22 protein-coding genes, 1 tRNA gene and 1 pseudogene are annotated in these 21,853 nt (G+C 55.6%); 14 read left to right on the top strand and 10 right to left on the bottom strand.

What is annotated here, in order from left to right; all coding sequences use genetic code 11:
• Positions 1–200: 200 nt before the first annotated feature.
• From puuD to HX778_RS11425, 5 genes are all read left to right on the top strand, one after another.
• Complete coding sequence (gene puuD, locus HX778_RS11445) at positions 201–965, top strand: gamma-glutamyl-gamma-aminobutyrate hydrolase (protein WP_038481434.1); 765 nt, start codon at positions 201–203, stop codon at positions 963–965.
• A gap of 25 nt (positions 966–990) precedes the next feature.
• Entirely contained in the window at positions 991–1,548 is a 558-nt protein-coding gene (gene puuR, locus HX778_RS11440; RefSeq protein WP_154189164.1) for an HTH-type transcriptional regulator PuuR, read from the top strand.
• Positions 1,549–1,686: 138 nt separating this feature from the next.
• Complete coding sequence (gene puuC / locus HX778_RS11435; RefSeq protein ID WP_176982035.1) at positions 1,687–3,180, top strand: aldehyde dehydrogenase PuuC; 1,494 nt, start codon at positions 1,687–1,689, stop codon at positions 3,178–3,180.
• Positions 3,177–4,457, top strand: coding sequence for an FAD-binding oxidoreductase (locus HX778_RS11430; RefSeq protein ID WP_176982034.1), 1,281 nt, complete (start codon positions 3,177–3,179; stop codon positions 4,455–4,457). The genes puuC and HX778_RS11430 overlap by 4 nt, the downstream gene beginning before the upstream one ends.
• A 270-nt stretch (positions 4,458–4,727) precedes the next feature.
• The gene (locus HX778_RS11425; protein ID WP_038481422.1) at positions 4,728–4,988 is read left to right on the top strand and encodes a DUF1471 domain-containing protein; all 261 of its coding nucleotides are present in this window, start codon (positions 4,728–4,730) and stop codon (positions 4,986–4,988) included.
• Positions 4,989–5,032: 44 nt separating this feature from the next.
• On the opposite strand, the gene ldtA is transcribed toward HX778_RS11425, so the two are convergent.
• A complete protein-coding gene (gene ldtA, locus HX778_RS11420) occupies positions 5,033–5,968 on the bottom strand; it encodes a L,D-transpeptidase (RefSeq protein ID WP_176982033.1) in 936 nt (311 codons plus the stop codon).
• Positions 5,969–6,127: 159 nt separating this feature from the next.
• On the opposite strand from ldtA, the gene HX778_RS11415 reads away from it, so the two are divergent.
• Positions 6,128–7,369 carry a mechanosensitive ion channel family protein gene (locus tag HX778_RS11415; protein ID WP_176982032.1) on the top strand — a complete coding sequence of 414 codons (1,242 nt, stop codon included), beginning with the start codon at positions 6,128–6,130 and terminating at the stop codon, positions 7,367–7,369.
• On the opposite strand, the gene HX778_RS11410 is transcribed toward HX778_RS11415, so the two are convergent.
• On the bottom strand, positions 7,366–8,820 hold the full coding sequence (locus tag HX778_RS11410; RefSeq protein ID WP_176982031.1) for an EmmdR/YeeO family multidrug/toxin efflux MATE transporter: 1,455 nt from the start codon (positions 8,818–8,820) through the stop codon (positions 7,366–7,368). The two genes, HX778_RS11415 and HX778_RS11410, sit on opposite strands and share 4 nt — an antisense overlap.
• A gap of 197 nt (positions 8,821–9,017) precedes the next feature.
• Here HX778_RS11410 and HX778_RS11405 point away from each other — a divergent pair.
• A tRNA-Asn gene (locus HX778_RS11405) sits at positions 9,018–9,093 on the top strand.
• A gap of 104 nt (positions 9,094–9,197) precedes the next feature.
• Here HX778_RS11405 and HX778_RS11400 read toward each other — a convergent pair.
• Both HX778_RS11400 and HX778_RS11395 read right to left on the bottom strand, forming a co-directional pair.
• Positions 9,198–9,386 carry a DNA-binding transcriptional regulator gene (locus HX778_RS11400; protein ID WP_176982030.1) on the bottom strand — a complete coding sequence of 63 codons (189 nt, stop codon included), beginning with the start codon at positions 9,384–9,386 and terminating at the stop codon, positions 9,198–9,200.
• Complete coding sequence (locus HX778_RS11395) at positions 9,383–10,030, bottom strand: hypothetical protein (protein WP_176982029.1); 648 nt, start codon at positions 10,028–10,030, stop codon at positions 9,383–9,385. Before HX778_RS11395 ends, HX778_RS11400 begins: the two co-directional genes overlap by 4 nt.
• Before the next feature lie 320 nt (positions 10,031–10,350).
• Here HX778_RS11395 and HX778_RS11390 point away from each other — a divergent pair, with 320 nt between their 5' ends.
• Together HX778_RS11390 and HX778_RS25120 are read left to right on the top strand one after the other, a co-directional pair.
• Complete coding sequence (locus HX778_RS11390; protein WP_176982028.1) at positions 10,351–10,806, top strand: GNAT family N-acetyltransferase; 456 nt, start codon at positions 10,351–10,353, stop codon at positions 10,804–10,806.
• 17 nt (positions 10,807–10,823) lie between these two features.
• Positions 10,824–11,002 (top strand): annotated as a pseudogene (locus tag HX778_RS25120) (helix-turn-helix domain-containing protein); the annotation flags it as partial.
• Positions 11,003–11,067: 65 nt separating this feature from the next.
• Here HX778_RS25120 and HX778_RS11380 read toward each other — a convergent pair.
• Together HX778_RS11380 and HX778_RS11375 are read right to left on the bottom strand one after the other, a co-directional pair.
• Positions 11,068–12,195 carry a DNA alkylation repair protein gene (locus HX778_RS11380; RefSeq protein WP_176982027.1) on the bottom strand — a complete coding sequence of 376 codons (1,128 nt, stop codon included), beginning with the start codon at positions 12,193–12,195 and terminating at the stop codon, positions 11,068–11,070.
• An 85-nt stretch (positions 12,196–12,280) separates the two neighbouring features.
• Entirely contained in the window at positions 12,281–13,024 is a 744-nt protein-coding gene (locus tag HX778_RS11375) for a Crp/Fnr family transcriptional regulator (RefSeq protein ID WP_235212888.1), read from the bottom strand.
• A gap of 218 nt (positions 13,025–13,242) precedes the next feature.
• Between HX778_RS11375 and deoD the strand changes: the two genes are divergently transcribed.
• Positions 13,243–13,956: a purine-nucleoside phosphorylase gene (deoD, locus tag HX778_RS11370; RefSeq protein WP_235212943.1), complete on the top strand. Its 714-nt coding sequence runs from the start codon at positions 13,243–13,245 to the stop codon at positions 13,954–13,956.
• 22 nt (positions 13,957–13,978) lie between these two features.
• The gene (locus HX778_RS11365; RefSeq protein WP_176982026.1) at positions 13,979–15,505 is read left to right on the top strand and encodes a cytosine permease; all 1,527 of its coding nucleotides are present in this window, start codon (positions 13,979–13,981) and stop codon (positions 15,503–15,505) included.
• A 17-nt stretch (positions 15,506–15,522) separates the two neighbouring features.
• Here the strand turns inward: HX778_RS11365 and HX778_RS11360 are convergent, their stop codons facing one another.
• On the bottom strand, positions 15,523–16,422 hold the full coding sequence (locus HX778_RS11360; RefSeq protein ID WP_176982025.1) for a LysR family transcriptional regulator: 900 nt from the start codon (positions 16,420–16,422) through the stop codon (positions 15,523–15,525).
• A gap of 110 nt (positions 16,423–16,532) precedes the next feature.
• On the opposite strand from HX778_RS11360, the gene HX778_RS11355 reads away from it, so the two are divergent.
• Both HX778_RS11355 and HX778_RS11350 read left to right on the top strand, forming a co-directional pair.
• A complete protein-coding gene (locus HX778_RS11355) occupies positions 16,533–17,909 on the top strand; it encodes an MFS transporter (RefSeq protein WP_176982024.1) in 1,377 nt (458 codons plus the stop codon).
• Positions 17,910–17,912: 3 nt separating this feature from the next.
• Positions 17,913–18,287 (top strand): DUF4440 domain-containing protein, encoded by a 375-nt coding sequence (locus tag HX778_RS11350; protein ID WP_176982023.1) that lies wholly within the window; start codon positions 17,913–17,915, stop codon positions 18,285–18,287.
• Positions 18,288–18,333: 46 nt separating this feature from the next.
• Here the strand turns inward: HX778_RS11350 and HX778_RS11345 are convergent, their stop codons facing one another.
• From HX778_RS11345 to fusA, 3 genes are all read right to left on the bottom strand, one after another.
• Positions 18,334–18,636, bottom strand: coding sequence for a helix-turn-helix domain-containing protein (locus HX778_RS11345; protein WP_038481391.1), 303 nt, complete (start codon positions 18,634–18,636; stop codon positions 18,334–18,336).
• On the bottom strand, positions 18,621–18,995 hold the full coding sequence (locus HX778_RS11340) for a type II toxin-antitoxin system RelE/ParE family toxin (protein WP_038481388.1): 375 nt from the start codon (positions 18,993–18,995) through the stop codon (positions 18,621–18,623). Before HX778_RS11340 ends, HX778_RS11345 begins: the two co-directional genes overlap by 16 nt.
• 214 nt (positions 18,996–19,209) lie before the next feature.
• Positions 19,210–21,312, bottom strand: coding sequence for an elongation factor G (gene fusA / locus HX778_RS11335; RefSeq protein ID WP_176982022.1), 2,103 nt, complete (start codon positions 21,310–21,312; stop codon positions 19,210–19,212).
• A 192-nt stretch (positions 21,313–21,504) separates the two neighbouring features.
• On the opposite strand from fusA, the gene HX778_RS11330 reads away from it, so the two are divergent.
• The gene (locus HX778_RS11330) at positions 21,505–21,813 is read left to right on the top strand and encodes a helix-turn-helix transcriptional regulator (RefSeq protein WP_038481382.1); all 309 of its coding nucleotides are present in this window, start codon (positions 21,505–21,507) and stop codon (positions 21,811–21,813) included.
• Positions 21,814–21,853 lie beyond the last annotated feature (40 nt).

Here is a 21,853-nt window from a genome sequence, read left to right as displayed (position 1 = left end):
TTGCGTTGGATGCCGGTCGCTGATGTCGACCGTTAAATATAATGTCCACTTATCGACAATGGTGTGAAACAAAATGTTTGTCAAATGTTAATTTAAGTTTGCAAGGACGTTACACCGCTGCTAGATTGAAAAAATATTGAACGGATACGGGCAACATGGAATCGTTTGGCAATAATTTAGTCCATTATGTGAGGTTGATCATGGTCGATATATTTGACAAGCCAGTGATTGGTGTCGTGATGTGCAGGAACAGGCTTAAGGGTCATCTGACCCAGACGTTGCAAGAAAAATACCTGAATGCCGTGTTGAACGCCGGCGGATTACCGATAGCCCTTCCCCACGCGCTGGCAGAGCCTGAACTGCTGAATGCGCTGCTGCCAAAACTGGACGGGATCTTCCTGCCGGGCAGCCCCAGCAACGTGCAGCCGCACCTCTATGGTGAAAATGGCGATGAGCCTGACGCCGACCCAGGGCGTGATGAACTGAGCATGGCGCTTATCGCCGCCGGGCTCAAAAGGCGCATTCCCATTTTCGCCATTTGCCGGGGTTTACAGGAACTGGTTGTCGCCACAGGCGGGACTCTGTATCGTCGCCTGTGCGATCAGCCTCAGCTTCTGGAACACCGTGAAGATCCCGAGCTTCCCGTGGAGCAGCAGTACGCGCCTTCACATGAAGTTCAGGTACAGGAGGGAGGATTGCTTTCGCATTTAATACCGGGTTGCAACACGTTTTGGGTTAACTCATTACATGGCCAGGGAGCGAAAACGGTGGGCCCGCTGCTGCGCGTAGAGGCAAGGTCGCAGGATGGACTGGTGGAGGCGGCAAGCGTTCACGATCATCCTTTTGCCCTCGGCGTTCAGTGGCACCCAGAATGGAACAGTAGCGAATACGCCCTGTCGCGTTTGTTGCTTGAAGGTTTTATCAACGCCTGTCAGAAGCACCTGTCTGAAAAACAGCGGCTCTGACCACTACTGTTAAGGAAATGCCAATATGAGCGATGACGGCCTGGCGCCGGGTAAACGTTTGTCAGCGATCCGCCAGCAACTGGGTCTTTCACAACGTCGTGCCGCCGAACTGTCTGGATTAACGCATAGCGCCATCAGCACCATAGAACAGGACAAAGTCAGTCCTGCCATCAGTACGCTGCAAAAGCTGCTGAAAGTCTACGGGCTGTCGCTCTCCGAGTTCTTCGCGGAACCGGAAAAACCTGATGAGCCGCAGGTGGTTATTAATTATGACGACCTGATTGAAATAGGCAGTCAGGGTGTTTCAATGAAATTAATACACAATGGGAATCCTAACCGTACGCTGGCGATGATCATTGAGACCTATCAGCCGGGCACAACCACCGGCGAGAGGATCAAACACCAGGGTGAGGAGACGGGCACGATACTGGAAGGTGAAGTGGTTCTGACCGTAAACGGGCAAACCTGGCACCTTGTTGCGGGGCAAAGCTATGCGATTAACACCAGCATGCCGCACAGCTTCAGCAACACCTCGGCAGGTATTTGCCGCATTATCAGCGCCCACACCCCCACCACGTTCTAATTATTTTCAGGCCTGAGTTTTTCAGGCCTTATTTAAACCACGTTTTTAACAGGACTCAATTCCTGGGGCTTTTTGCAGCCCAAATTTGCCTGAAGAACCCAGTAAGGCCATTTATCCGATTGAATAAAAGGAGTCATCATGGACTTTCAGCATCTTAATTACTGGCAGGAAAAAGCAAAAAATGCCTCGCCGGAAACCCGCCTGTTTATTAACGGCGAATATTGCTCTGCCAAAGACGGCGAAACATTCAGTACCGTCGATCCTTTTGCGCAACGCAATCTCGCCGAAGTCGCCCGTGGCAAAAAAGCGGACGTCGACGTTGCCGTTCGCGCTGCTCGAGATGTTTTTGAGCGTGGCGACTGGGCGCAGGCTTCCCCGGCAAAACGCAAAGCCGTGCTCGGCAAGCTGGCAGATTTAATGGAACAGCATCACGAGGAACTGGCGCTGCTGGAGACGCTCGACACCGGCAAACCTATCCGCCATAGCCTGCGTGATGATATTCCGGGCAGCGCCCGCGCCATTCGCTGGTACGCCGAAGCCATCGACAAAGTGTACGGTGAAGTCGCCACCACAGGCGTGAACGAACTGGCGCTGATTGTGCGCGAACCGGTTGGCGTGATTGCCGCCGTTGTGCCCTGGAACTTCCCGCTGCTGCTGGCCTGCTGGAAGCTCGGCCCGGCGCTGGCCGCGGGCAACAGCGTCATCCTCAAGCCTTCTGAAAAATCACCGCTGTCGGCCATTCGCCTTGCGGCGCTGGCCAAAGAAGCGGGCCTGCCGGACGGCGTGTTTAACGTCGTGACCGGGTTTGGTCACGAAGCGGGACAGGCGCTGGCTCAGCACCCGGACGTGGACGTGATTACCTTCACCGGCTCCACCCGTACCGGCAAACAGCTGCTAAAAGATGCAGGCGACAGCAACATGAAGCGCGTCTGGCTGGAAGCGGGCGGCAAAAGCGCCAATATCGTTTTCGCCGACTGCCCGGATCTGAAAAAGGCCGCCACCACCACCGCCGCCGGTATTTTCTATAACCAGGGCCAGGTCTGCATCGCCGGTACTCGCTTGCTGTTAGAAGAAAGCATCGCCGATGAGTTTATCGCCCTGCTGAAAGAGCAGGCCAAAAACTGGCAGCCAGGCAACCCGCTGGACCCTGAAACCACGATGGGCACGCTTATCGACAGCGCCCACGCCGACAACGTCCACGGCTTTATTCGCGATGGCGAAAGCCAGGGCAAGCTGGCGCTCGACGGGCGTAACGGCAGCCACCCGGCGGCCATCGGCCCGACGATTTTCATCGACACCGCAGCGGATGCACGAGTCGGCCGGGAAGAGATCTTTGGCCCGGTGCTCGTCGTCACCCGCTTTACCTCCGAAGCTCAGGCGCTATCGCTTGCCAACGACAGCGACTATGGCCTCGGTGCTGCAGTGTGGACCCGCGATCTTTCCCGAGCCCACCGTATGAGCCGCAGCCTTAAAGCAGGTTCCGTTTTCGTCAATAACTACAATGACGGCGATATGACCGTCCCGTTTGGCGGCTACAAGCAGAGCGGCAACGGACGCGATAAGTCCCTGCATGCCCTCGAAAAATTTAGCGAACTGAAAACCATCTGGATTGCCCTGGAGCCTTCATCATGACTGAACATACCACCAGCTATTACGCGGCCAGCGCCAACCAATATGAGCCCTTCCCGCAGTTGACCGAGTCCGTAATCTGCGACGTGTGCGTGGTCGGCGGCGGCTATACCGGCCTTTCTTCTGCGCTACATCTGTCCGAAATGGGCTATGACGTGGTGTTGTTAGAGTCCGCCCGCATCGGCTTTGGCGCCAGCGGGCGCAACGGCGGGCAGCTGGTTAACTCCTACAGCCGCGATATTGATGTGATTGAGCGCCGCTATGGCCCGGAAGCGGCCAAAATGCTCGGCGGCATGATGTTTGAAGGCGGAGAAATTATTCGCGAACGCATTAAGCGCTATCAGATTGACTGCGACTATCGCCCTGGCGGCCTGTTCGTTGCGATGAACCACAAGCAGCTGGAAAAGCTTGAAGAGCAGAAAGCTAACTGGGAGCGCTATGGCAATACCCAGCTGGAGCTGCTGGATGCCGGCGAAATCAAACGCGAAGTGAACAGCGATCGTTACGTGGGTGCCCTGCTCGACCACAGCGGCGGCCATATTCATCCGCTAAACCTGGCCATTGGCGAAGCTAACGCCATTCGCCTCAACGGTGGCCGAGTATTCGAACAGTCTGCGGTGACCCATATTCAGCACGGCAGCCCGGCCGTCGTCAGCACGGCGAAAGGCAAGGTCACGGCGAAGTACGTGATCGTGGCCGGTAACGCCTACCTTGGCGATAAGCTCGAACCAGAGCTGGCAAAAAGTAGCATGCCGTGCGGCACCCAGGTGCTGACCACCGAGCCGTTGGGCGAAGATCTTGCCCGTTCGCTGATCCCGAAAAATTACTGTGTGGAAGACTGTAACTACCTGCTGGATTACTACCGCCTGACGGCCGACAACCGCCTGCTGTACGGCGGCGGCGTGGTCTACGGCGCGCGTGACCCGGCAGATATTGAGCGCCTGGTGATGCCTAACCTGCTGAAAACCTTCCCGCAGCTGAAAGGCGTGAAGATTGACTACAGCTGGACCGGGAACTTCCTGCTGACGCTGTCCCGCATGCCGCAGGTGGGCCGTCTGGATAACAATATTTACTACAGCCAGGGCTGCAGCGGGCACGGCGTCACCTATACCCATCTGGCTGGCCGCCTGATTGCAGAGCTGCTGCGCGGTGACGCCGAGCGCTTCAACGCCTTCGCCAACCTGCCGCACTATCCGTTCCCTGGTGGGCGCACGTTCCGTATTCCGTTTACCGCGATGGGCGCGGCTTACTACAGTCTTCGCGATCGCCTTGGGGTTTAAATAAACCCGACGCACGGAGCGATCCCTCCGTGCGTTTTTTTATTAACGGCCCAAAGCTTTATCGCCGCGAAAACTTCACGTTGCGGCAGATTAATTAAGGAAAATATAAGGCGGCTTAAGCTAATTTACAGTCAATAACACCCAGATATTACCAGCCAGAATTTTTGAAAGTCTTCATCAATAACCCCTGCTATTCATTAACCAGGTGGCAACGTAGCATGCAACGCATTCACCGACGACTCGCTTATTACCCACATTGAGAGACTCATTATGATGCGTAAAATGATAACTTCCGCCCTTGCCCTTACCGTATTTACCGCCCTGACCGGCACGGTTTTAGCCGCCACTGAAGTTCAGCAGGCAAGCGCCGGGCAAAGCATAGGCTCCATTTCAACCAGCGGCGCAACTACGCTTGACCAGGCTATTAATCAGCTTTCCGACAAAGCCGATAAGGCCGGGGCAACATCGTTTAAAGTGACCTCCGCAGGCGGGCAAAATAAGCTCTTCGCCACGGCAGAATTATTCAAATAAAGAAAAGCTCGCGCATGGCGAGCTTTTCTTTTTCTTACTGATAATTACAGTCGCCCGGACTCCGTAGCGGCTGCATTTATTTGTACCGGCATACCGGAACGACGATTCAACGCCTCGCTGACGACGGCAGCATGCACATCCGACGCCTGAGTTTCGCTGCGCAATACCGTGGTCATCGGCAGCGGGACTTTTTTGTCGGACTCAAACTCCGCGCGATTACGCGACAGCGGCTCGTGAACCTCTAACCAGCGCTTGCCGTCCGGCTCTGTGGTGGCCTTCACTGGCTGGTCAATCAGCTGTACGCGAGTCCCGACCGGCACATTATCGAACAGGAATTTAATGTCGTCGTTGCGCAGGCGGATACAGCCCTGGCTGACGCGCAGGCCGATGCCAAAGTTGGCGTTAGTGCCGTGAATGGCGTACAGCTTGCCGATGTAAATGGCGTACAGGCCCATCGGGTTATCCGGCCCCGGCGGCACAAAAGCAGGCAGCGTTTTGCCTTCTTTGGCGTACTCGCGGCGGGTGTTCGGGGTTGGCGTCCAGGCCGGGGCGTCCTGCTTGCGCTCCACGCGAGTTACCCAGTTGCGCGGCGTTTCACGCCCGGCCTGACCGATGCCGATCGGCAGGATTTCAACCGTGTTGCTGTCCTTTGGATAATAGTAGAGGCGCATTTCCGCCACGTTCACCACAATCCCTTCACGCACGGTGTCCGGCAAAATAACCTGCTGCGGAATAACCAATTGCGTGCCGACTTTGGGCAGGAACGGATCGACGCCCGGATTAGCCTCCAGCATATTGCTGAAGCCCTGCCCGTACTGAGCGGCAAAATGTTCCAGCGGCTCCTTGTTGCCCTCCGGCACGGTTACCGTGATCGGCGCGCCAACCAGGCGACTGCCTTCCGGCGGCAAAGGATAAGTTACGGCCATCGCGCTTTGCGTGACCGCCGCCAGAGCAAAAGCCAGCGTGGAGAAACGAATCATAATTTCCCTGTTAGTTAACATGACGTGAATACGTTAAGCATAACCGCCCCGAGAAAATTCTGTAAGGATCGGCGGTGAATATGTTTACAAATTGAACGGTCGGGTTGCGACCGCTGGCTTCAGAGGGCATGATGTCCTCTTGTTTTTAAAGGAGACGTTATGCAGGAATTGATATCCGCCCTCGAGCAATACGGTATTCAACCCAACCACACCACTTCCCTGATCGTCATTTTCGGCATCATTTTTCTGACCGCGCTGGTCGTGCATTTTATTCTGCACGGCATTGTACTGCGGGCCTTTGAGAAGCGGGCGCAGTCCAGCTCCAGCCTCTCGCTGCAGATAATCACCCAGAACAAGCTGTTTCACCGGCTGGCGTTTCTGCTGCAGGGCATCATCGTTAACGTTCAGGCTGTGTTATGGCTGCAAAAAGGCAGCGATGCGGCGACCATTCTGACCACCTGCGCCCAGCTGTGGGTGATGCTCTACGCGCTGATGTCCTTCTTCTCCCTGCTGGATGTGATTTTCGGCCTGTCGGGTAAATTCTCTTTCGCTTCTCAACTGCCGCTGAAGGGTATTTTCCAGGGCGTGAAGCTGCTGGCCGCGATTGTCGTCGGCATCATGATGGTTTCGCTGCTGATTGGGAAATCCCCGGCAATATTGATAAGCGGCCTCGGCGCGATGGCCGCCGTGCTGATGTTGGTGTTTAAAGATCCGATTCTTGGCCTGGTGGCCGGGATCCAGCTCTCTGCCAACAGCATGCTGAAGATGGGCGACTGGCTTGAAATGCCGAAATACGGCGCGGACGGTGCGGTGATCGACATCGGCCTGACGACGGTGAAAGTCCGCAACTGGGACAATACCATTACCACCATCCCAACCTACGCCCTGGTGTCTGACGCCTTTAAAAACTGGAGCGGGATGTCGGCCTCCGGCGGGCGACGCATTAAGCGCAGCGTGAACATCGACACTACCAGCATTCGTTTTCTGTCGCAGGACGAGCAGGAGAAGCTACTTAAGGCGAAGCTGCTGCAACCGTATATGGCAGAGCGCGGGAAAGAGATCAGCGAATATAACCAGCAGCACGCCGACGACTCGGTGCTGAACCAGCGCAAAATGACCAACGTCGGCACCTTCCGGGCTTACCTGAATGAGTACCTGCGTAGCCACCCGCGAATTCGCAAAGACATGACCCTGATGGTGCGCCAGCTTGCCCCTGAAAGCGAAGGGCTGCCGGTGGAAATTTATGCCTTCACCAACACCGTGGTGTGGGCGGAGTATGAAAGCATCCAGGCCGATATCTTCGACCACATTTTTGCCGTGGTGGACGAGTTTGGGCTGCGTATTCACCAGACGCCAACCGGCAACGACATGCGTGCCATTGCCGGGGCTTTCGATCGCTAAACGGCGCTTTCTTCTGGCACCGTAAGCGGTTCTTTCGGCGGTCGCGGGTATTTTTTCAGCCAGCGGCCGCTGATCATTCGCCAGTAGAAGCACGCGCCGCGCACCGCCCAGTCGCCGAACATCCCCAGCCAGACGCCCACCACGCCCATCCCGAGCACAATCCCCAGCGTGTAACCGGCGATAACACGGCAACCCCACATTCCCGCCATCGACACCCACATCGCGTAACGGGCATCCCGCGCGCCCTTCAGCCCGGCCGGCAGCACCCAGGACGCGGCCCAGATAGGCATAAACGCGGCGTTCATCCACAGCAGGACTTTAACGACTTCTTTGACGTCATCTTCACTGGTATAGAACGAGGCGAATAGCCCGGCGAACGGCGCAGTTCCCCAGGCAATGATCGTCAGGCCAATCGTGGCGAGCCAGAACGTGTGGCGCAGCTGGCGCTCGGCCTGGCCGATTTGCCCTTTTCCCAGCCGCCTGCCGACGATTATTGTTGACGCCGACCCGAGGGCGTTGCCCGGCAGGTTAATCAGCGAGGCTACGGAGAAGGCAATAAAGTTCCCGGCAATGACGTTGGTGCCCATCCCGGCGACGAACATTTGCGTCAGCAGCTTGCCGCCGTTGAACAGCACCGACTCGACGCTGGCCGGGATACCGATGCCGAGCACTTCCCACAAAATGCCCCAGTTGAGCGGCGTGAAGTAGCTTTTCAGCGAAATGCGTAGCGCCGGATTAAAGCCAATCATCAGCACGAAAATAATACCCGCCGCGCCGATGTAGCGGGAAATGGTCAGCCCCAGGCCTGCGCCGACAAAGCCCAGCCCGCCCCAGCCGAAGATGCCGTAGATAAGAATGCTGCTGATGATGATATTGAGGATGTTCATGCCGCCGTTAATCAGCAGCGGGATTTTGGTGTTCCCCGCCCCGCGCAGCGCGCCGCTGCCGATCAGCGCGATGGCCGCCGCCGGGTAACTCCAGACGGTGGTTTGCAGGTAGGAAAGCGCGAGACCTTTTACTTCTGGCGTGGCGTTCCCGGCGATGACATCGATGATATGCGTGCCTGCCAGGTGAATGCCTGCGGCCATAATAAACGACACGATGGTCATCAGGATCAGCGACTGCCTGGCCGCCGCCCTCGCCCGCTCCGGATCCAGCCTGCCGAAGCTGAACGCCACCACCACCGTGGTGCCAAGGTCGATAGCGGCGAAGAACGCCATAATAACCATATTAAAGCTGTCGGCGAGCCCCACGCCCGCCATCGCCTCTTTCCCTAACCAGCTGACGAGGAAGGTACTGAGTACGCCCATCAGCAGCACGCAGGTGTTTTCGAGGAAGATAGGCACCGCCAGCGGCGTTATCTCTCGCCAGAACAGCACCCGATAACTCTTACGTTTGGCGTACCACGGCGTTTTCGCCACGGTCTGGCGAAGGACTGCATGTAAGTTCAAGCGAGGACCTGCAAGGAAAGATAAAACGGCATTTCAAATAATGGGCGACAAATCGTTATCCTGCAAAGGATTTTTTTGTCTCTGATTGCCTGAAAAGGCAACAAGATGTTGATAGTTTCTGCAAACGCACCGCACCGTGAGATTTTGCCTTTGACAAGCCCCTGAGCCGCCGCTAATATTCGCCCCGTTCACACGATTCCTCTGTAGTTCAGTCGGTAGAACGGCGGACTGTTAATCCGTATGTCACTGGTTCGAGTCCAGTCAGAGGAGCCATATTTGAGAAGCCCGCTTAAGGAAACTTAAGCGGGCTTTTTGCTTTTGATGGTTCAGGAAAAAGCGCTACCTGCTGCCACCAAGCTCGGCGATCACCCGGATTCTTATGCTCTCAAATCTTTTATCAGGTTAGGGTTACGCTGCAATAATGACAGGAGCTTTAAGGCCGTGCCGTTTGGCTGGCGTCGCCCCAACTCCCAACTCTGCACCAGCGCAACCGAAGTCCCGACCGCATCAGCAAATTCGGCACGATTGATACCCAAACTCTCGCGTAATGCTTTAACGTCAATCATGAGGTCTGTTCTGCGGCTGGCAATGGCATTACGCTGATAATCGCCAGGCGGTTTTGGTAGTTATCATCATCTCCCCAAAGCCACTCTGTTACCTGCCCTATTTGCTCAGGCGTTTCTATCTGGCGCAGCTCGCAAGAGATCATGTCATACCCATACACGAATTTATTTGCCGCCAGCGCTTCATACAGCCGCGTTAACCAAAAGTTTTGCCCCTGCTGCGTCTGGTGGCGGTCAGTTATCACCACATTGTAATTTTTCAGCAAATACAAGGTAAACACTTTACCGGCCAGTCCCTGCAACGCAGCATTGTGCACTGGGTTTGGTGTACGCCATACCAGAATCTGCGTCACGGGCAAATGGTTCAGGAAGGCATCCGGCTGGATTATTACGCGGTTGTAATAGACCACCTCGCGCAACAGATGGTTGATAACCACTAGCTCGAAATGCTCAAAAGGAACGGCAGGCAATCGGTTATCAATACGCACAAGCTGATAGCCTGGCGGCAGAGAAATAGCCGCAAGTTCGATTGGCGTCATGGTCGGCACATTGACGATTGCCTCAAAGAGCTCCTCATTGCTGATACGCATGTTGAGTTGGGCAAACGTTTGTTGCACTTCTGACGGCTTGAACAATTGTTTTGGCATTGTCTTTTCCCTGTTGATTTAAAGAACACCTTATCATGTACCCTGTACGCGGCTCAACTGCCCTCATGAGACAAAATGCCGCCAGGCGAATCCATAACAGCGCTGCTGTAGTGCGAACGAGTGATATTTAAGAAGTCAACTGAAAGAAACTTAAGCGGACTTTTGCTTTTGATTCTTTGCTTCTGCTTTGAGCGAACTGCGGATGTTGTGCTTTAGCGCTAACGGTTCAATCTTTGGAAGTCAGCTCGATTCAGTTCGGATCATTTCTCTTAGACAATGCTAAGGTTAAGCCTCCCTAAAGTATCTGTGCAGGTGTCAAAGTGAGCATTTCAGCGATACATGAATGGCGGATGAATGATTTTCTGATTAGTACTGACAATGCAAAGTTGAACATACAGGCTGTGCATCAGTATTTGACAAGATCCACATGGGCAAAAGGTATCGATCTGGAAACCGTCACGACTTCAGCAGCGAACAGCCTTAACTTTGGCATTTATCATAATGAATCCCAGGCAGGATTTGCACGTCTGATAACGGATTATGCAACTTTCGCGTATCTTTGTGATGTGTATGTACTTGAGGAATACCAGGGCGACGGGTTAGGAAGATGGCTTATGGAATGTATTCATAGCCACCCGGTGTTTGAAAAGCTTCGCAGGGTCTTGTTATTCACAACAACTGCGCCCTGGCTTTATGAAAAATTTGGCTATGAACCGGTGAATAAGAAAAATTACGCGTGGGCTATTACCCGGCCTGATATCTATAACAATAGATAAAAGCAAACATAAAAAGCATTTCACTCTGCCCGGCCTCAGTTCTTTTGAGTGTACAAGGTCCGTTTTTGGCGGCGGTGTATCGTAAAGCTGGGCTGGCGTCTTTTACGCTGGCAAATGCGTTAAAGCGCGCTGGCCTAAAGGGGAAAGGCTTATTGCCGATGCGTTAGGCGTTGCCCCTGAGCAAACCTGGCTGTCGGCCAACGTAAGACTAAAGAGCAGTAAAACTGTCGCCACCCGCAAACCGCCGGTGGCGAATACTTGCTATAAATCCAACGCCCACTCCTCTCCCCCAAGCACCTTTCCGTTGACCTGGATCTCAATCAGTTGCACGCCGGGGTAATACTGGCGGGTGGTGATTTTCTTCACCGCGTGCTTTTTCTCTATGGTGACCGTGCCTCCGGCCGGGAGTTCGAACGCGCGGAGCTTGAAGACCTTCGGGGCGGTGCTGCCGTTGGCTTTCATAAAGTGCAGCACGTAATCGACAACGATATTTTGTGGAGCGTCGCTGGTTGAGCGCAGGCTGACCTTAAATTCCAGGTTTCCTCCGAGGGCGATGGCTTTTTGCCTGATGGAGAAGGCATCCAACGCGACGTCCGCGCCGTGCTGCACGCCGATCAGCGCCAGCGCGTCCGGGTGACCGTTCTTAATTAAGGTGCGCAGCGAGTGGCGGGTTATCCACGCGACTTTTTTTACCTCTTCACTGCCGGACTGTTTCGCCTGCTGCTGCCAGCTTTGCAGGAGCTGAATTACGTAGTCCGGGTGATCTTTGGTGATGTCGTTCAGGTGGTTGGCCACGCTTTTTCGGACGTACAGCTCCGGGTCGAACTTCAGGGCATCCAGAATCGCGCGTGTTCCCGCCGGGTCTTTGATAAACAGATGCAGCTTTTCGCCCCACGGCACGCGCGGGCGTGTGCCTTCCGAAGCCCAGCGGCGAAGGTCCACGCTTTCGTCCTGCGCACATTTGAGCAGAAAGCGCATGGTTGCGTCAGGATCCTGTTTTATAAAAGGCCTCACCGCCCATTCGGCGGTAAAACAAACGGTGACCACTTTCAGGGCTTCGAGGGAAATTTCCGGCTGGTCCAGGCCATAAACCTGAATAAACTCCGCGAAGGGCCAGACGGCAAAACCGCGAAGCTTATTCTCTTTTAATACCGAAACCACCACGCCCAGTGCCGCCGGGTAGTCCTGCGGCAGCTCAGCCGCCAGCGCGTCGCGGATGGTCTGGACCCTGGCCTTCATCTCCAGCTTATCCAGCTTCTCTGCTTTTTTTAGAAAGGCATCGACGTTAAAGGCGGGATAGTGCTGCGCGATTAAGTTCGCAATTTCCTGCAAAAGCGCATGATTAAAAGCATGCTTAAACGCGTTCTGATTTTCGACGGACTCACTCACAGCCCTACTCCCTTGCGGATGATGTATTGCCGGAGTCTATCACCGTTTTTTCCCGGTTTTTTAGCCGTTTGCTACATAAATTTTGCTAGCCAATGCGCCCTGGATGGGTCAGCACCTGGCGGAATTTCTCTATGTCGCAAATCACGTACTCATGGGCCACTTTCTGAATGTACTGCTCTTCTATCAGTTGATTAATGACGCGGCGGTAGGTTCTTTCGGAGCAGCCAAAACGTTCGGCCTCGCGGGACACCTGCGAGAAGTCCACCAGCGGCTTGTTCTGCTGATGGCGTTCATACAGGTCGGCCACGATGTTAAACACCAGCGGCTGCAGGAAGCGTTCCATGGTTCTCGCCATTCCGCGCTGGTAGCTGGTGGAAAGCAGCTGGCTGAGCCAGACGCCGACTTCCGCGTGGCTGGTCAGGATGGTGTCCATCATCGCCAGCGGGATGACTTTTACCGCCATGGTGTCGTGGGCCACGACCGAGAACTGGCTCGGCGTGTGGGTAAGATATTCAATTTCGCCGATGATGGTATCGCTGACGAAGCGTTGCCCCAGGCTGAACGCTTTCCCGTTTTCGGCGTTGTAGTGCATGGTGTACTCGCCGAGCGTTATCCAGTAAAGCGCTTTGATCTCTTCGCCCTGACGCAGAATAAATTCGTCGGGGCCGATCTCTTTGGTTTTAAGCGGCGCGGCGTACACGGCATCGCGCAGGATCTGGTGCCCGCGCTGAGCGAACTGCTGAATAATATTCATGGTGTTGTCGCTCTCCGGCAGGGCTGCCACGCAGCAAAATAAGGTCACTAACTCGTCAAGTATTGCCTGTTTCACCAGACTCTGCGGTGAAAAAGGCGGCTGAGATTAACTATCGTCCCTCGGTATTGTCAATACTCCGCGTTTTACTCATCCCTTGCCAGCCCTGGCGTTTCTCTTTTCTTGCCAGGGCAAAAATCAATTTTGTGATCGCCGTCAGTCCGGTCGGACATTTGCCTTTTTCTGCAAGCGACGGGGTTTCTATCTTAGCGGCATGAAACCAGCCAGGAGATCGTCTGATGACGCCACATATTAACGCCAACCCAGGCGACTTTGCCGAAACCGTGATCATGCCCGGCGACCCGCTGCGCGCGCAGTACATCGCGCAGACTTATTTAACCGACGCAAAGCGCGTGTGCGATACCCGCAATATGTTCGGCTTTACCGGCTACTACAAGGGCAAGCGTCTTTCCGTGATGGCGCACGGGATGGGCATTCCGTCCGTTTCGATTTACGTCCATGAATTGATCAACGCGTTTGGCGTTAAGCAGCTTATTCGCATCGGCACCTGTGGCGCGGTGGATGAAAGCGTGGATATGCGCCACGTGATTGTCGCCACCGGCGCGGGGACGTCCTCTTCGGTAAACCGCGACCGCTTTGGCGGCTATGACTACGCGGCCGTGCCGGACTTTGACCTACTGCGCCGCTGCTGGATGGCGGCTGAGCAAAATAATATTCCGACCCAGTTCGGCAACACCTTCACCAACGACCTGCTGTACGACAAACCCGAAGGCATGCTCCCTGCCCTCAAAAAGATGAACATCCTTGCGGTGGAAATGGAAACCTCGGCGCTATTCACTATCGCCGCGCAGTACCGCGCCAAAGCCCTGAGCCTGCTAACGGCCTGCGTAAGCAGCGTTACGGGTGAAGAGCCGACGGCAGAAGAACTCCAAAACACGTTAGACAAAATGATTGAGCTCGCTTTAGAAACCGCAATTCTCTGCGATTGATTTCTCCCATAAGGGTTCTCCGATGACAAACTCTACACACCAGCCGGCCTCTGGCGGCATAAAAGTTGAATCAAACGGCGTCAATGCCGTGCCCGAAGCTGAACGTTACGGCAAACCTTCGGGGCTGTTCCCGATTTGGTTCTCCTGGAATGTCTCCATTCTGGGGATGACCTACGGGATTTACGTTTACTCGCTGGGCCTGAGCGTCTGGCAGTCTATCACCGCCGGGATTCTCGGCTACCTGCTTTCCTGCTGCCTGGTCGGCGTGCTGGCGGTGGGCGGGCCAAGAACCGGCCTGCCGACGCTGACCCAGACCCGTTTCTGCTTCGGCTATCATGGCAATAAATTCCCGACGCTGTTTGCCTATATCTCCAACATGGGCTGGAAAATCACCATTATTACCCTCGCCTCGTCCACCGGCGCGGCGCTGTTTGCCAAACTCTGGCCCGCGGCGTTTGCGCTGGCGGACGGCAAACCAACGCTGGTCTGCATTCTCGGCTGGTTTATCGTCAGCCTGGCGCTGACCATGTCGGTCGCCATTTATGGCCACCAGCTGATCATGAAGGTCGAGAAATACATCGCGTGGCTGACCGGGTTTATGAGCATCATTTTTATCTTCCTGATGCTGCCGCACATTCACTGGGAAAAGCTGGGCCAGAGCGCCGCGCACGGCGACCTGCTGACCTGGATCGGCGGCGTGGTGATGGCGATGACCATGGTGGGCCTGGGCTTCCTGAACTACGGCGGCGACTTCGCGCGCTATCTGCCGAAGAAAACGCAGGCCTCAAAAGTGATTTTTTGGACGACAACGGGGATTTCCCTGCCGGTAAGCATTCTGCTGGTGTTAGGCGCGTTCCTGGCCGACAGTAACCCGGAGCTGGGCGCAGCTGCGGCGCAGTCGCCTATCGCCTCGCTGACTAACCTGCTGCCGTTTTGGTTCTACGTACCGTTTTCCATCGTGATTATCGTTTCGCTACTGGCGGCTGCGATTACCGGCGTGTACAGTTCCGGCCTGGCATTACTGGCGCTGGGCATTCCCGCCAGCCGCGCCACGACCACCACGCTGAACGCGGCCATCATAGGCTTCGGCGCGTTCTACCTGATGTTTATTTCTGACTCGTTCCTCGCGACCTTCCAGTCATTCCTGGCCTCTATCTCGGTGGTGATTGGCTCCGCCGGGGCGATTCAGCTGATCGACTTCCTGCGCCAGAAGCGCCTGGGCTGGGATGTGGCGATGGCGAACAAGGCGGGTTTTGGTGGCAGAGATGGCCGCTGGACGGCGCTGCTTTCGCTGGGCGTGGCAACGTTTGTGGGCCTGGGCACGATTACCTCGGGCGACCCGTATATCGCGCATGTGGTCGGTTTCCTGCTGACGGAAGAGACCCGCCATAGCGTCTTTGCCACCGCGAACCTGGGTGTGATTGCCTCGATGCTGACCGGCGGCGTGATGTATTCGCTGCTGACCTTCGGCCTGAAGATTGGGCTGCCGGGGATCTCATCTGCGCCAGCGGCTGTAACCTTGCAGGGCAAGGCTCAAAAAGCTTTGTAAGCCTAAAAACGGACCCGCTAAGCGGGTCTGTTACTTTCCCAGTCCTGTAAAAAATCTATCAGCGCACGCACCTTCGCCGGAACGTGCCGGGTATTTGGGTAAACCGCATAAATCCCCTGGGAGGGGAAACGATATTCAGGCAGTACGTACTGAAGTTCACCGCGTTCTATCGCGTTTCGCACCAGCCATTCGGGCAGTAAACCCACGCCGCAGCCCTGCACCACAAAGGCCATTAGCACTGCCGCCGTGTCGGTCATAAAGCGTGCTGGCCCGGTAATCGTAAGATCTCGCGTTTCCTGGTCACGCCCAATAACCTGCCATTCTCTCGGCGTTGGCAGCCGACGATGAATAACCCATTCCGCTTCGGCCAGGGCTTCCAGACTGCCGATCGGGTTGCGTTCGATCCACTGCGGGGCGGCAACTGCCACAATCTCAAAGCGCTCTATCAGCGCGGCGCGGTAAGAGGAATCCACCAGCTTGCCGAGGCGGATAGCAACGTCAAACTGCCCGGAGATCAGGTTAACCGGCGCAGAAGAGGACTCATGCCGGATAGTCAGCCCGGGATGCAGCCTGCCGAAGGCGCTCAGGGCGGGAATGACCTTTGCCTGGCCGTATTCCGGCGTCGTCGAAATACTCAGCTCGCCCGAAAATCCTCCGTGGTGCCCCTGAACGTCTTCAACCAGCGCTTCGCTTTCTCTTAAGAGCTGTAAAGCACGCTGGTAAAACACCTCGCCCGCCTGGGTTAACGCCACGCGGCGCGTGGAGCGCACGAGAAGCGAAACGCCAAGCTCCGCCTCAAGCTGGCGAACGTTAAAGCTTATCACCGCCTTAGTTTGCTGCGCTGATTGCGCCGCGGCGGTAAAGCCCCCGGCCTCCACCACGGCCACAAACTGCGCCACTCGCTGTAAGTTCAGCATGCTAATTCGCCTGATTATCAAATTATTTTTGACAGTGTATCAGCCGCAACAGGATTTATCCGCCCGGCCGAACCTGCTGAAATCACCTTTTCTTTTTCACGAGAACCGTCATGCCTTACCGCTACAGGGTTGCTGCCGTTTATCTGCTCGGCTTTTTTCTCGACCTGATCAATATGTTTATCTCCAACGTCGCCTGGCCTGAAATGGGCAGGGAGCTTAATGCGCCGGTCACCGAACTGGCGTGGATAAGCCACGGCTATCTTTGCGGCCTGACGCTGGTTATTCCCTGCAGCGCGTGGCTGACGCAGCGCCTGGGCGCCAAACGCCTGTTTATGCTTTCACTTGCGCTATTTACGCTGGGTACGCTGGCATCCGGCCTCGCGTCCGGCCTCGAGGCGCTGGTCGCCGCGCGTATTCTGCAGGGCGTTGGCGGCGGGCTGCTGATCCCCGTTGGCCAGGCGCTGACCTGGCAGCTTTTTGCGGTGCACGAGCGGGCCAGACTTTCATCAGCCATTATGCTGGTGGCGCTGCTGGCTCCGGCGCTTTCGCCAACGGCGGGCGGCCTGCTGGTGGAGTCTTTCGGCTGGCGCTGGATATTTTTGTCGAGCCTGCCGCTGGCGCTGCTAACGTTAGTGCTCGCCGGGCTGTGGCTAAAACCCACCGGGCAACAAACTCCCCGCAGGCCGCTGGACGTCAAAGGGCTGATACTGGGATCTGCCGGACTGTTTGCTATTTTGTTGGGCGTCACCCAGGCCGGAAACCCGGCGGCACATTTATCGGCGCTGCTGTTACTGGCCTCCGGCACGCTTATTCTGTGGCTGTTCGTTCGCCGGAACGGCAGGCACCCTTATCCTCTATTCAGCCTACCGCTGCTGGCAGACCCGTTGCTGCGCTACGCGATGTTCGTTTACCAATGCATTCCGGGCATTTTTATGGGCACCAGCCTGGTCAGCATCGTCTATCTGCAAACTCAGCTGAGCCTGTCCGCCACCCAAACCGGCATGCTGATGCTACCCTGGGCGCTGGCCTCTTTTGTCGCAATTTCGTTTACCGGCAAGATGTTTAACCGCCTCGGCCCTCGCCCGCTGATTACTGCCGGAGGCTTACTTCAGGCTGCAGGGATCCTGCTGCTGGCGCAGGTCAGTTCCGGCGAGCAAACTCCGCTGCTGGTGGGGGCTTATATTCTGATGGGCCTGGGCGGGAGCCTTTCCAGCAGCACGGCGCAGAGCACCGCTTTTATCTCCATAGCTTCTGAGGCAATGCCCGAAGCCAGCGCGCTGTGGAACATTAATCGCCAGCTAAGCTTTTGCTTTGGCGTGGCGCTGCTGAGCCTGCTGCTGGCCGTATTACAGGGGTTGATGCCCGCCCCTCGCGCTTACCTTTTTACTTTTAGCCTTGCCGCCGCCGGGACGCTTGCCCCGCTGGCTTATCATCTGCGGCTGAATAATCAGCACATTAAAAATCAACTTATCCAAAAGGAGCACTGAGCGATGAATATCTGGTTTAAAGAGGTGATCGACGCCCACGTTGCCATTGAGCATTGGCTTGGCGCGGGCCAGGGCGAGCTGGAGGCGCTTTTGGCACGCTTTTCTGACGATTATTCGATGATCGCGTTGAGCGGTACAAAGCTGGATTACCCGGCGCTTTGCGGCTTTTTCAGCGCCAGCGGCGGCAGCCGTGAAGGGCTGGCAATTGAAGTCGATAGCCTTACTCTGCTGGACGAATGGCAGTACGGTGCCGCCGTGCTTTACCGCGAGACGCAGACCCTGAACGGCTCGACTACCGGGCGCTGGTCTACCGTTATCTTCCGTCGTGAAGGTGAACAGGTGCTGTGGCGTCACTTGCAGGAAACCGGGCAGGCATAGATTACCCGGCGGAGACGGCATAGGCCGTCTTCCTGCCCGAATAGCTTTAGAGCGCAATTTTAAAGTGAGAGCCGTCCGGTAGCTCAACATCCAGCTGAACCTTGCCGCCCGCCGCTTCGACGTAGCGTTTGAGTGAAGATAGCTTGATATCACGTCCTTTTTTTTCCATTTCGGCAACGGTCGGCTGCTTCACGCCCAGCTTTTGCGCCATCTCGTTCTGCGTTTTCCTTACCCGATCGCGTAGCTCAGCCAGATGGATATTCAGCAGCATTTCATCGGCCATGGCCTGCGCGGCGGCGACAACTTCTGGTTTTTCCGTGGCAAGTAGCTCTTCTAGTGTTCGACCCATTCTATCTGCTCCTTTTCCGTTAACTGTTTAAGGTGAGCTGCAAATTCCTTATCGGCCCGAGGAATCATGACATCATAAAATCGTTTCTCGTTTCCGGCCTTATTGCCAGCACACAGCAGGATGGCGCAACGTCTTATATCAAAAGCGAAAAATAGCCTTAATGGTTCGCCTCTGCACTGAACGCGCAGCTCTTTCATGTTGGCGTATTGCGAACCTCTCACCGTGTCTGCGTAAGGCCTGCTTAGTAAAGGTCCTCTGCTCTTCAGCAACACCATTGATGCGATGACGCTGGCTTTGATTGCATCATCCGATGCCGTAAACCAGGCATCAAACGTATCCGTCATTTTTATCGACCACATACGACATCCTTTTCACTATAGGTTAAATACTATATAGGCACAAGACTATATCGGGGAGTATCTGTGTAAAAATGAAGCGGAACATGGCTCTGATTCAGAATGACCGAGCGGCCTTCAGGTATTTTTTGACGTATACGGGATGTTGCAGAGCGGATGGGAACTAACTCGCAGATAAAAAAATGGGCGAGATAACCTCGCCCATTTTGAGTACAGCTTAAGCTTTTACGCGGCTGGCGATAATGTCGTCGGCCACGTTGCGCGGCGCTTCAGCATAGTGATGGAACTCCATGCTGTAGGTCGCCCTGCCCTGAGACATAGACCGCAGCGTGGTGGAGTAGCCAAACATCTCCGCCAGCGGAACATCGGCCCGGATTATCTGGCTGCCAAAACGTTCTTCCATGCCCTGCAACATGCCGCGACGGGAAGAGAGATCGCCCATGATGTTACCGGCGTACTCTTCTGGCGTTTCCACCTCAACGTGCATGATCGGCTCCAGAATAGCCGGATCTGCCTTGCGTACGGCGTCCTTGAAGCCAAAGATCGCCGCCATTCTGAACGCCATTTCCGAAGAGTCGACGTCATGGTAAGAGCCAAAGGTCAGCGTGGCTTTGATGTCCACCACCGGGTAGCCGGCCAGCACGCCGGTGTTCATGGCTTCGCGCAGGCCTTTCTCCACGGAAGGAATGTACTCGCGCGGGACCACGCCCCCTTTGGTCGCATCTTCAAACACAAACCCTTTCCCCGGCTCCTGCGGCTCAAGCGTCAGCACCACGTGACCGTACTGCCCTTTACCGCCGGACTGGCGCACAAATTTACCTTCAACATCTTTCACCGCCTTGCGGATCGTTTCACGATAGGTAACCTGAGGCCGACCGATGTTCGCCTCCACGCCAAACTCGCGCTTCATGCGGTCCACGATGATCTCCAGATGGAGTTCGCCCATGCCGGAAATAATCGTCTGGCCGGATTCCTCGTCCGTATGCAGTCGGAAAGAGGGATCTTCTGCCGCCAGCCGCTGCAGTGCGATACCCATTTTTTCCTGATCGGCCTTGGTCTTCGGCTCGATAGCGAGTGAAATTACCGGTTCTGGAAACTCCATACGCTCAAGGGTTATCACCGCATTCGGGTCGGTTAGCGTATCGCCCGTGGTAACGTCTTTCAGCCCTACGCAGGCCGCGATATCACCGGCGCGAAGTTCGTCTACCTCATGTCTGTCGTTCGCGTGCATTTGCACGATGCGGCCAATACGCTCTTTTTTGCCTTTTACCGGGTTATAAACCGAATCGCCTTTACGCAGCACGCCGGAATAAACACGGATAAAGGTCAGTTGGCCAACGTAAGGATCGGTCATCAGCTTGAAAGCCAGCGCCGAGAACGGTTCGTCGTCGTTGGCATGGCGTTCAATCGTCTGGCCCTTTTCGTCCACGCCCTGAATAGAAGGAATGTCGAGCGGGGAAGGCATCAGCTCAACAACCGCATCCAGCATGCGCTGTACGCCTTTGTTTTTGAACGCGCTGCCGCACAGCATAGGCTGTATTTCCCCGGAGATGGTACGGGCACGCAGGCCGGTAACGATCTCCGCCTCGCTCAGCTCGCCGGTTTCCAGGTATTTGTCCATTAGCTCATCGTTGGCCTCCGCCGCAGCGGACACCATTTTTTCCCGCCATTGTTGTGCGGTTTGCAGCAGATCTTCAGGCACCGGCGCATAGCTGAACGTCATACCCTGGGTTGCGTCGTCCCACAAAATGGCGCGCATTTTGATCAGATCCACCACGCCGGTGAAGCGTTCCTCCGCACCAACGGGGATCACAATCGGCACCGGGTTAGCCTTCAGGCGATCAATCATCATCTGCACCACGCGGAAGAAATCGGCTCCCGGACGGTCCATTTTGTTAACGAAGGCCAGCCGCGGTACGCGGTATTTATTCGCCTGTCGCCACACGGTTTCGGACTGAGGCTGCACGCCGCCCACGGAGTCATAAACCATTACGGCGCCGTCGAGTACGCGCATGGAGCGCTCCACCTCAATGGTGAAGTCCACGTGTCCCGGCGTGTCGATGATGTTGATACGGTGCGGTTCAAAACCGCGATCCATACCCGGCCAGAAGCAGCTCACCGCGGCGGACGTAATGGTAATGCCGCGCTCTTGCTCCTGAGCCATCCAGTCTGTCGTTGCTGCGCCATCGTGAACTTCGCCCAGTTTGTGGCTCATGCCGGTGTAAAACAAAATACGTTCGGTCGTAGTTGTTTTACCGGCATCAATGTGGGCGGAAATACCAATGTTGCGATAGCGTTCGAGAGGGATGGGTCGGGGCATGATGTGTCCTTAGTCTTTTTGACTGTTAAGCGACGGCCAGGATGGCCGCCCAATTTGTTCGCCATCATCATAGTACAACTGTACGAGTATATTCGAACAATTTGAGCTATCGTTAATCTCGATACAGTCGAAGTCCGGCAAGTTTGTTATAGTAGCCGGCCGCCGTGCCGTAACCGCCGATACAGGAAGAGTATGATCGCCAACCATCCCGAACGAGAACAAATCCGCCTTGAAAATGTCCTTTTTGCGCTGGGTAATCCGCTGCGACTGGGGATTGTTAAATCGCTCGCCGGTGGCGAAGAACTTACCTGCGGCGCTTTGCGTCAGGACGTAGCGAAGTCGACCATGACCCACCACTGGCGCGTATTGCGCGATAGCGGCGTGATTTGGCAGCGCCCTCAGGGACGTGAGAATCTGATTTCGTTGAGGCGTGAAGATCTGGACGCGCGGTTTCCCGGCCTGCTGGAAACCTTACTGCGGGTTATGGTGAACGAAGCATAAAAAAACCGCCCATGAAGGCGGTCAGATTGATGACAAACAG

The organism is Cedecea sp. P7760 (assembly GCF_013386425.1).
Taxonomy (GTDB): domain Bacteria; phylum Pseudomonadota; class Gammaproteobacteria; order Enterobacterales; family Enterobacteriaceae; genus Cedecea; species Cedecea selenatireducens.
This window is presented reverse-complemented; position numbering and strand designations above follow the sequence as displayed.